Here is a 10,453-nt window from a genome sequence, read left to right on the forward strand (position 1 = left end):
CCGCCATAGAACGTCACCGGCCCAAACCAGACCCGCCCCGAGCGGGCTCCCGCCACCGCCGGATTCGCCGAGTGGTCCTCGCCGCTCTCGACCCTGTTCAGGCCGATGCGCGATACGAAAAGGCGTTCCTTGCCGGCAGCGTCGATGAGGCGGAGGCTGACCACGGCGGGGACCTGGCGCAGCAGGCGCAAGGCGTCGAGCCTGCGCCGCTCGTCGGTCGCCTCCGACCACGGCAATTGCACCATCCACCCAAGCTGATCGCGAATCCCTTCCATGAAATCCTGGATCTTCGCCGCCGCCCCTCGGGCTTCTGCATCGAGCAGGTCGTTCAGCCTGGCGCGCTGGTCGTGATAGCCGAACCAGGCTTCGCTCCCACCCGCGATCAGAAGCGGCAGGGCGACCGCCGCAAACAGGGCGAGAAAATACTTCCTGAACAGCGAGGTTCGTGGGACGTCGGGCGAATGGGGCACCGTGCTAGCTCACGCGCCGGCTCACCGGCCGGGTCATTCGATCACCCCGTCGGCGCTGCTCAGTAGCGAAGGCGGGAACGATAGGCCCAGAGAATTGGCGGCCTTCAGATTGATGAACATCTCGACCTTGGTCACGCGCTGGACCGGGAGTTCGGAGGGCTTTTCGCCCTTGATGATGCGGCCGGCATAGGTTCCGGCGTGACGGTGCGATTGCTCGAAATCACCGCCATAGCTCATCAGCCCGCCGGCGATCGGAAAGTCACGGGATTGGGTCACAGCCGGCACCGCGTGCTCGACTGCGAGGACGGCAAGCCGCTGACTGCGATAGGCAAAATAGGGGTCAGAGGAGAAGACGAGACCGCCCGGCCGCATCTGAGACACGGTCCTGAACATGCCGTCGAATTCCTGTTCGGTGCTGGCCGTCAGGACACGAAGCTGCAGACCAAGACTGTCCGCCGCTGCCTGGAGGTTCTTCATTTGCGAGTTCGAAGTCGGGCTGGTCGGGTTGACGGCAACGGCAAGGCTCCCGGCACCAGGAAGCAGCTCGTGCATGAACTCCAGCCGCTTGCGCGAGACCTCCACGCTGAGGCTCGACACCCCCGTGAGATTGCCTCCCGGCCGAGACAGGCTGTCGACGACGCCCAGCGCAATGGGGTCTCCTCCCATTTCAAAGACGATCGGGATCGTCGTCGTCGCCGATTTTGCCGCGAGCGCGACCTCGGCGCCGCCGGGCGCCACGATCACCGTCACCTGACGATTGACGAGATCCATCGCGAGGGCGGGCAGTTGGCGATACTGGCCCTCCGCCCACCGATACTCGATCGCGAGATTGCGCCCCTCGACAAATCCGGCTTCTGCCAGGCCCTCACGAAAGGCCCGGAGGCGGCTGGCATAGGGCCCCGGGGATTCGGAACCGAGATACCCGATGACCGGCATAGCCGGCTGTTGCGCGCGAGCCGGGAGGGTCCAGGCCATCGCTGCACCGGCGAGCGCGACGAAATCGCGCCGCCTCATTCGGCCAGCGGCCTCGGCACAGACGGAGGGCATGAAACGCAACGCCGTCTCTCCTTCCAACCAACATCGCCAGTCGGCTTGAAGCGCTCGATGTTACCTCAATCACTCGGCCGCAGCATAGCCGCGCGACCGGGGCCGCACAGCCGGTTGAGCGACATCGAGCCGCCCAACCGAACTCACCGCCGCCGGCATGGGATGGCGGCAAGTTCGCCCTCGCCTCCCTCCCCTCCGCGATGCCTGGGAAGCTAGCCGTCCGTGCGATCGGGATGCTTGATCTTATAGACGCGCGGCGTCAGCTCCTCGATTTCCCGTCCGGCCCAATCCCGCTCGCTCGCCGTCTTGATCACGTCCCGCTGCCCTTGGCGCAGCATCTCGATATCGTTTCCGATGTCGAAGTGGAGCACCTGCCCGTTGGCGACAACCTGTCGCCCATCCACGTAAACGTCCCGGATCGCACGGTCATTCGCGGAATAGACGATGCTGCGGATCGGATCGTAGTCAGGCTGCATGTAAGGGTTCGTCATGTCGACGATCGAGAAATCGGCCTTGCAGCCGATGGCCAGGCGGCCGAGATCGGGCCTGCGAATGATGTCGGCTCCGACATTGGTGGCGGCACTGAAGGCATAGGATGTCGGCGCTGCGGTGAAGCTCCCCGCAACGATGCGCCCGGCGTAACAAGCCATCCGCAACTCATCCAGCATGTTGTGCGGAAAGCTGTCGGTGCCGATGCCGACCGGAACTCCCGCATCGACATAGCGGGCGAGCGTATTCAGCGCGATGCCCCGACGCGCGAAGACGACGGGGCAATGGGCGACCTGTGCGCCGCTCCGCACAAGCCGTTCGAAGTCGTTGCCCTGCGGCCAATGCAGCCATGGATGATCGTTGAGGAAGATGCAGTGCCCGATCACGGTGTCGGGACCAAGCGCACCGATCTTGTCGAGCCATTCGATCGGCGTGCAGCCGGTGCGACGCACGATCTCCTGGAATTCGACAATGCTCTGTGCGGCATGGATCTGGATCGGCTGGCCACGCTCGCGTGCGGCTTCAAGTGCACCGAGAATCTGCCCTTCGGTGCAGGTATCGATCTGCGCGGGCCCGAAATATCCGCTGATCCGGCCACTCGGATGCTTGTTTGCTTCGTCGGCCACCTTGATAGCCTCCAGCAGCAGCCGGTCCCCGCGTTCCGTATCCAGGTCATACTCGACGGAGTGGCCATTGCTCGTACGCCAGGCCCCCGAGCGATGCATCGCCCAGAGAACGGCGCGAATACCCGTGACCTCATAATCGCCAACCCAGTCTTCGCGGGGGGCGGCGAGATCGCAGATCGTGGTCACGCCGCTCCGCAGCAGTTCCGATGTCGCCACCCGGCAGGCATGACGGGCATATTTCGGACCGATGTTGAAGACCGGCATGAACTCGTAKAGCGAGCTTTGCCCCAGGCGCTTGCTCCCCAATTCCTCGAGCATGCCCTTCCAGCCCGGCTCATGGCCAGTATGGCTGTGAATGTCGACGAAGCCGGGCATGAGCATCACGCCGCGGCCGTCATGCTCGGTATCCGCCGATCCGAGATAGCCCGGCCCAACATGGGTGATCTCATTGCCGGCGAAGGCGAAATCCGCATTCTGCAGATAGACATGGGAAGATGTGGAAGCGTCCCACGCGACGATCCAGTCGCAGTTCCGGATAACCGTCGTCCCAACCTGCCCGTTGCCGGCCTGTTCTTTGCCGTCATTCATCCTGTGATCCCCCCTCGAATGTGTTGCGGAACGGCATTCTGCGCCGTGCCTTGCAGAAAACGCATCAGCTCACTGCGGATTCACGAAAGCCATCGCGGTCCCTTGGTCTCGCATGTTCCGGGATGGCGTCCTTCACCGGTGCCTGACGCACGCCCTGCGATTGCAGCACTCCGWTGGCAGTGTTGGGAACCGGGTCCCATCGCATGACGACTGTGCTGATCAGGACACTTGAAGTTGTTTTCCAGCACAAATAGGCTCGTTACTACACGCCGGAAAAAAGGCGGGCCTAGGGGAGTGAACAATGCCGAAAATGATCAATAAAATTGCTGCGCTCGGGATCGCCGCCGCCGCACTCGCCGTATTTGCGGGTCCGGCCTCGGCACAGGCGACGCTCGATGCCGTGAAGAAGCGTGGCAAGGTCCTTTGCGGTGTTTCGCCAAGTTCCGCGGGCTACTCCTATGCTGACGACAAGGGCGTGCGTCAGGGATTCGATACGGATGTTTGTCGGGCAGTGTCCTCTGCAGTGTTCGGCGCGCCAGACAAGGTCGAATTCGTCCCGCTCAACACCAATATCCGCTTCCAGGCCCTGCAGTCCGGCGAGATCGACGTGTTGTCGCGCCAGACGACCATGACCTTCTCGCGCGACAACTCGCTCGGGCTCGATTTCGCGCCGATCGTTTTCTATGACGGCCAGGGGTTGATGGTCTCGACCAAACTCGGCGTGAAGAGCGCGTCGGAGCTTTCACAGGCAGCGATCTGCCTGCTGCCCGGCACGACGACGCTCCAGAATCTCGAGGACTATTTCAAGCCGCGGAACATCAAATACGAGGCCGTGGTCTTCGAGGACAACAATGAGTGGCGCAACGCCTTCTTCTCAGGCCGCTGCGACGTCATCACCACCGACCGCTCCGACCTTGCTTCGGTCCGCGCCGTTGCGAATGATCCCAAGCAGTTCGTCATCCTGCCCGAAACGATCTCGAAGGAGCCGCTCGCACCCGTCGTTCGCCAGAACGACAGCAACTGGAAGGACATCGTCTCCTGGTCGGTCAATACGCTGATCGCGGCTGAGGAATATGGCATCACCCAGGCCAATGTCGACGAGCAGCTGAAGAGCAAGGATCCCGAGATCCAGCGCATGCTGGGCGTCAATGGCGATCTCGGCAAGATGCTGAATCTCGACAACAAATGGGCCTATAACATCATCAAGCAGAACGGCAATTACGGCGAAATCTTCGAGCGCAGCCTCGGCGAGAAGACCGCGCTTGGCCTGAGCCGTGGCCCCAACCAGCTCTGGAACAAGGGCGGCCTGCTCTATTCGCCACCGTTCCGGTGATCACAGCCAACGTGCGTTCCCTCGATTGAACTGAGACCGCCGGCAGCGCCCTGTTGCCGGCGGCACTCCAGACCGGAACAGCTCGATGGCTTCCTCTGCATCCAGTCCGGTGCGGCTGCTCTATGACGTGCGCGTGCGCGCCGTGCTCTATCAGGTCGTCGCCGTTGCGCTCGTCGTCGGTGTCGGGCTCTATCTGTTCGGCAATGTCTCGCGCAAGTTGGCGGAACAGAACATTGCGACCGGATTTGACTATCTCTCGCGCCCGGCCGGCTTCGTCATCAGCCAGTCCTTCATCCGCTATGATTCCGGCGATACCTACGCGCGCGCCCTGCTCGTCGGCATCTTCAACACGATCTGGGTGTCGATATTCGCGGTCACCGTTTCGACGCTGCTCGGTCTGATCGTCGGGATAGCCCGGCTCTCGCGCAATCCACTTCTGGCCTTTCTGGCACTGATCTATGTCGAGGCGCTGCGCAATGTGCCGCTGCTTCTCTATCTCTTCCTCTGGTATGCACTCATCGTCGCGGTCTTCCCGCCTGTCCGCGAAGCCTGGCAGCCATTGCCCGAGGTCTTCCTCAGCAATGGCGGGCTGATCGTTCCGTCACTGCGTTGGTCTTCCGCGCATACCGGCGTCCTCGCGGCGGTGATCGCCGGTATCGTACTGGCATTCTTCGTGGCATCCAGGCTGCGCAGCAAGCGCGTCGCCTCCGGACAGAACCAGACGGGATGGCCGATCATCGTCGCCGCCCTTCTTGGTCCTCCACTGCTCGCGATCCTGCTGCTGCAGCCTGATTTCGTGATCAACTGGCCGGAGAAGGGCCGGTTCCGCATCACCGGCGGTGTTCAGGTCACCCCGGAATTCACCGCATTGCTGGTCGGGCTCGGCCTCTCCGCCTCGGCCGGAATCGCGGAGATCGTGCGCGCCGGCATCCTTTCGGTCGGGCGCGGCCAATGGGAAGCGGCGCGCGCCGTGGGTTTGCATGACCGTCAGACCATGCGGCTCGTCGTGCTGCCGCAAGCGCTACGCGTGATCGTGCCCCCGCTGACCAGTTCCTATCTGTCGACGTTCAAGAACTCATCGCTCGCCATTGCCATCGGCTACCCCGATCTCGTGATGGTTTCCAACACCACGATGAACCAGACGGGACAAGCGATCGAGGGCATCGCCATCTTCATGCTGGTCTATCTCAGCATGTCGATCACGATCTCCCTGTTCATGAACTGGTACAACGCCCGCGTCGCCCTGGTGGAGCGCTGAGATGGTCAGCGCCGCCGAAATGGAAACACTCAACCTCGCGCGGGCGGACCTGCCGCCGCCGCGCGGACGCGAATTGACCGCCCGGTTGAAGCCCTTTCTGGGCACGCCGATCAATGCCGTCATCACACTGGCCTGCCTGTGGCTGATCTATCGCCTGGTCACGGGAGCCTGGGGCTGGCTCGTGACGCGCGCGGTGCTCGAAGGCGGGCCGCAGGCGTGCAAGGTCGGGGCCGGGGCTTGCTGGCCGTTCCTGGCGGCGAAGCTGCGCTTCATGATCTTCGGCTTCTACCCCTACGACGAACATTGGCGGCCGGCCTTCGCCGTGATCCTGTTTCTCGGCGCCATGATCGTTTCGATGATTCCGCGCTTCTGGTCGCGGCGACTGCTTTGGCTCTGGCTGGCCGTGCCGGTGATCTGCGGCGTGCTGATGTATGGCGGCGTGTTCGGCCTGCCTGTCGTCAGCACCACGAACTGGGGTGGCCTGCCGCTCTCCTTCATGCTGTCTTCGGTGGGCCTGGCGTTCGGTTTCCCACTGGGTGTCGTTCTGGCGTTGGCACGCAGCTCGAAGCTGCCGGCGATTCAGGTCATCGCCATCATCTTCATCGAGGTCGTCCGCGGCGTGCCGCTGGTTTCGATCCTGTTCATGGCCTCGGTGATGCTGCCGTTGTTCATGCCGGACGGGCTCACGGTCGACAAACTGCTGCGGGCACAGGTCGCGATCATCATCTTCGCCGGAGCCTATATCGCGGAGACCGTCAGAGGCGGGTTACAGGCGGTCTCGAAGGGCCAGCACGAAGCCGCTGCGGCGCTCGGGCTCGGCTACTGGCTGTCGATGCGCAAGATCATCCTGCCGCAGGCGCTGAAGATCGTGATTCCGCCGCTCGTCAATATCTTCATCGGCTTCTTCCAGGACACCACGCTGGTCACCATCATCGGCCTCCTCGACTTTCTCGATACGGTCCGCGCCTCGCTGCGCGACCCGAACTGGCAGGGTATCGCCGTAATCGAGGGATATGTGTTTGCCGCTCTGGTCTACGCCCTGTTCAGCTATGGCATGGGGTCCTATAGCCGGTTCCTTGAGCGTCGACTCAAGACCGATCACGATCGCAGTCCGGCCCACTGACCGGACTGCCTCGCTCCTCCTGCGACAAGAGCCTTGCTGGGCATCATGCTGACCTATCCCGATACCTTCTATGCCCGCACCGCCGCGACGACGAACAAGAGGGCCCCGCTGCAGGGCCGCATCGAGGTCGATACCTGTATCATTGGCGGCGGGCTCGCCGGGCTCACCTGCGCCTATGAATTGGCCCGGGCCGGACGCTCGGTCGCGGTGCTGGAAGCCGAGGCGGTCGGCTGGGGCGCATCGGGGCGCAATGGCGGCTTCGTCAGCCCCGGCTATGCCCGCAGCCATTCTTCGATCGCAAGCGCCATTGGTGAGACTAAGGCGAACGAACTCCATGGCCTCTCGATCGAGGGCATGCGCATCGTTTCCGACAACATTCGCGACCTCGCCATCGCCGGTGCCGATCCCCGGCCGGGCAGGATCAGCGTCGTGCGCTATGACAGTGGCGACAGTCTCGCTCGGGCTCGCGACCAGTTGGCGCGAGATCACGGCTACACCGTCGACTTCTGGCCGACCGAGCAGGTTCGCGAGGTGCTTCGTTCGCCGAAGTACCACCAGGCCCTGTTTGATCCCCATTCCTTCCACATCCATCCGCTGAACTACGCACGCGCCCTGGCAGACGCCATCGAAGCGTTGGGAGGGCGAATCATCGAGGGATCGCGCGTTGTCTCGGCCGAGCTCTCCGGTCCCGAGAAACGCCTGGTCACCGCATCGGGAGAGCTGCGCGCCCGGCAGGTCGTGATCGCCTGCGGCGGCTATACCGACAACCTCGTGCCAAAGCTGCGCTCGAGCCAGTTGCCGATCGCGACCTATGTGCTGACGACCGAGGCAGCGCCGGAGCTGATCGCCAAGGCCATCGGGACGCGCGCCGCGATCAGCGATGACCGTCGTGCCGGGGATTATTATCGCATCGTCGAGGACGGCCAGCGCCTGCTGTGGGGCGGCCGCATCACCACCCGCACCAGCGAGCCGCGCGATCTCGCCGCCCTGTTGCGCCGGACCATGATCTCGACCTATCCCGAGCTCGAAGCACTGAAGGTCGAGATCGCGTGGTCGGGCCTGATGTCCTATGCGCGACATCTGATGCCGCAGATTGGCCAGCTCAGCCCGAATGTCTGGCACTGCCTCGGCTTTGGCGGACATGGRCTCAACACCACCGCGATCGGTGGCCGCGTCATTGCCGAGGCCATTCTCGGAACCAGCGAACGCCATCGCCTGTTCGCCCCCTTCGGCCTCGTCTGGAACGGCGGCGTATTCGGCACTGTCGCTGTCCAGGCGACCTATTGGCGCTATCAGATGATGGACTGGCTGCGCGAGCGCTGAGCGCGAGCGAGCTCATCCCCGGTCGCAAGCGACAGTTTTAGCGGGGGCAAGCACAGAGCTCGCAAGAATTGTGCGGCCGGAGCGCAGGCTCAACTGTATCCGGCCCCACAGAATAGGCAGCTCGAAGCAAGCGCAGACCGCTTCTTTACGGCCCGGGCTGCGCGTCATACGCTCGGCGCGCCGGGGAGCCGTACATGACCTATTCGCAAGCGGGCGTGGGATACAGGATTCGTCGTTTGGGCCGGGGCTCGCTCCTGTCGCCTCGCATGCGTTACGCGGCAATCGTCGCTGCAATCATGGCCGCTGCGCTTGCGGGCGCCTGCGCCTCGCGGCCCGAAACGGGGTTCCTGGCCCCCGTTGCAGCAGTCGAGGCCGGGTCGACCTCTCACACCATACTGGTCGCCACCACCCGCCAGCGCGACGAGCGGCCAGGGACGCTCTTCAACGGCGAGCGTGCCATGCCGCTCGATTTCGCCAAGATCGAGGTCTCGGTTCCGCCAACGCACACACCTGGCGAAATCGAATGGGCCTCGACGGCTCCAGGCGATCCGAAGGCCAATTTCGTCGTGCGCCAGGCCGGCTACCTCGACGGAGAGCAGGCCTTCATCAGGGCGCTCAACGCCCAGCTCGCCTTGCGCCCACGCGGGAGCCGCAACGTTGTGCTCTTCATCCATGGCTACAACACCATGTTCGCGGAAGGGCTCTACCGCTTCGCCCAGGTCATGCACGATTCCCAGGCCCCCGCCGTACCGGTGTTGTTCACCTGGGCATCGCGGGGGGCGCTGACACAATATGTCTATGACTCGAACAGCGCGACGGCAGCGCGCGACAACCTCGAACGGACGATCCGGCTGCTCCTGGCCAGCAACGCTGAAAAGGTCAATATCCTGGCCCATTCCATGGGCAACTGGGTGACTGTCGAAGCCCTGCGCCAGATCAAGATCTCAGGCGGGCTCGCCGGCGCCGAGAAGATCGATATTGTCATTCTGGCGGCGCCCGATATCGACATCGACGTCTTCAAGACGCAGATGCGGCGCTTCGGAAAACCAAAGAAGCCGTTCTTCATCGTGTTGTCCAAGGACGACAAGGCGCTGGGTGCATCGAGTTTCATCGCAGGAGGCCAGGGCCGCGTCGGAGATGCCCAGAATGCGGAGGAGCTGGCGCAGCTTGGCGCCGTTGTCCTCGACATGACCGACGTCAAGGCCACCGATTCGAGCAATCACGGCAAGTTCGCGCAATTGGCGGAGATCGCGCCTCAATTGAAGAGCACGCTGGAGCGCGGTGTCGGCAGGCAGGCCCGCGCGTCGGAGAATGCGCGTGAGGCTCTGGGCGACTCGCTGGAAGCGATCGTCTCGGTGCCCCTCAAGATCCTGGGCGCACCGATCAAGATCATAACCGGACGGTAAGCCCGCAGCGCCAGAAGACCTGTTCGACGCGGCCGCGGGATCAGCGCGCCACGGCTTGCGAGCATGCAAGCCGCTTTCCTCACGTCGGTTGAGCGCTGCGATCAATGGGCAGCAAGCCGTCGATCTGATAACGCCAGCAGCGTCCCGCCCCCAAGCAGCTTTCCCGCCGATGACCTCTCGCACCGCGACCTTCACCGGATTTGGCGCCATCCTGCTCTGGTCGACGCTGGCTCTGTTCACGGCCATGTCCGGTCGCGTACCGCCGTTCCAGCTCGTCGGCATGACGTTTGCCATCGGCGGCATGCTGATCCTCTGCATCACCGCCGCACGTGGGCAACTGCGCAGGGTTCGGCCGACCTGGGGCTCTTTCGCGCTTGGCCTCTACGGCCCCTTCGGCGACACCGCGCTCTACTATGCCGCGGTCAAGACCGCGCCGGCGGCCGAGGCCAATCTGATCCACTATCTCTGGCCGTTGCTGATCGTGCTCTTCGCGGCGCTGCTGCCGGGCGGCACCCTGAAGCTCCGGCATCTGATCGGGGCGCTGATCGGGCTCGCCGCGACGGCGCTGCTGATCTCGGGCGGGCTCGGCGCAGGCGGCGGGCTCTCGCTCGGACACGGACTTGCCGCGCTTGGCGCCTTCGTCTGGGCGAGCTACTCGGTTCTGTCGCGCCGGTTTGCCGAGGTGCCGTCCGAGAGCCTCGGCGTCACCCTGCTTGGCTGCGCTGTGGCCGCCCTTGCGTGCCACGCGGCCTTCGAGACGACCCTCTGGGAGCTGACGACAGTTGAATGG

The 10,453-nt window shown here is 63.8% G+C and carries 8 protein-coding genes and 1 pseudogene; 6 read left to right on the forward strand and 3 right to left on the reverse strand.

Annotated features, from left to right (window positions below):
• The 3 genes and pseudogenes from AC1DRP_RS30785 to AC1DRP_RS30795 form a co-directional block, all read right to left on the reverse strand.
• Nucleotides 1–470, reverse strand: a pseudogene (locus AC1DRP_RS30785) (adenylate/guanylate cyclase domain-containing protein); the annotation flags it as partial.
• Between the two features lie 33 nt (nucleotides 471–503).
• Nucleotides 504–1,484: an ABC transporter substrate-binding protein gene (locus AC1DRP_RS30790; RefSeq protein WP_441504510.1), complete on the reverse strand. Its 981-nt coding sequence runs from the start codon at nucleotides 1,482–1,484 to the stop codon at nucleotides 504–506.
• A 245-nt stretch (nucleotides 1,485–1,729) separates the two neighbouring features.
• Nucleotides 1,730–3,220 (reverse strand): amidohydrolase family protein, encoded by a 1,491-nt coding sequence (locus AC1DRP_RS30795; RefSeq protein WP_476770477.1) that lies wholly within the window; start codon nucleotides 3,218–3,220, stop codon nucleotides 1,730–1,732.
• 310 nt (nucleotides 3,221–3,530) lie between these two features.
• Here AC1DRP_RS30795 and AC1DRP_RS30800 point away from each other — a divergent pair, with 310 nt between their 5' ends.
• From AC1DRP_RS30800 to AC1DRP_RS30825, 6 genes are all read left to right on the forward strand, one after another.
• Nucleotides 3,531–4,553 (forward strand): amino acid ABC transporter substrate-binding protein, encoded by a 1,023-nt coding sequence (locus AC1DRP_RS30800; RefSeq protein WP_441487957.1) that lies wholly within the window; start codon nucleotides 3,531–3,533, stop codon nucleotides 4,551–4,553.
• Nucleotides 4,554–4,638: 85 nt separating this feature from the next.
• Nucleotides 4,639–5,811, forward strand: coding sequence for an amino acid ABC transporter permease (locus AC1DRP_RS30805; RefSeq protein WP_441504375.1), 1,173 nt, complete (start codon nucleotides 4,639–4,641; stop codon nucleotides 5,809–5,811).
• 1 nt (nucleotide 5,812) lies between these two features.
• The gene (locus AC1DRP_RS30810) at nucleotides 5,813–6,934 is read left to right on the forward strand and encodes an amino acid ABC transporter permease (RefSeq protein WP_441504374.1); all 1,122 of its coding nucleotides are present in this window, start codon (nucleotides 5,813–5,815) and stop codon (nucleotides 6,932–6,934) included.
• Nucleotides 6,935–6,982: 48 nt separating this feature from the next.
• The gene (locus tag AC1DRP_RS30815) at nucleotides 6,983–8,257 is read left to right on the forward strand and encodes an NAD(P)/FAD-dependent oxidoreductase (RefSeq protein ID WP_441504509.1); all 1,275 of its coding nucleotides are present in this window, start codon (nucleotides 6,983–6,985) and stop codon (nucleotides 8,255–8,257) included.
• A gap of 194 nt (nucleotides 8,258–8,451) precedes the next feature.
• Nucleotides 8,452–9,663, forward strand: a complete 1,212-nt coding sequence (locus AC1DRP_RS30820) for an alpha/beta hydrolase (RefSeq protein ID WP_476770478.1) — start codon at nucleotides 8,452–8,454, stop codon at nucleotides 9,661–9,663.
• A 169-nt stretch (nucleotides 9,664–9,832) separates the two neighbouring features.
• Nucleotides 9,833–10,453: DMT family transporter (locus AC1DRP_RS30825; RefSeq protein WP_476770479.1), on the forward strand; the 621-nt coding region annotated here is incomplete at its 3' end.

It is taken from the genome of Allobosea sp. 01N443 (assembly GCF_056399325.1).

Bases quoted from the DNA above. Each gene is read 5' to 3' on its own strand.
- AC1DRP_RS30790 (WP_441504510.1), bottom strand. From the start codon at position 1,484: ATGAGGCGGCGCGATTTCGTCGCGCTCGCCGGTGCAGCGATGGCCTGG.
- AC1DRP_RS30800 (WP_441487957.1), top strand. From the start codon at position 3,531: ATGATCAATAAAATTGCTGCGCTCGGGATCGCCGCCGCCGCACTCGCC.
- AC1DRP_RS30805 (WP_441504375.1), top strand. From the start codon at position 4,639: ATGGCTTCCTCTGCATCCAGTCCGGTGCGGCTGCTCTATGACGTGCGC.
- AC1DRP_RS30810 (WP_441504374.1), top strand. From the start codon at position 5,813: ATGGTCAGCGCCGCCGAAATGGAAACACTCAACCTCGCGCGGGCGGAC.
- AC1DRP_RS30820 (WP_476770478.1), top strand. From the start codon at position 8,452: ATGACCTATTCGCAAGCGGGCGTGGGATACAGGATTCGTCGTTTGGGC.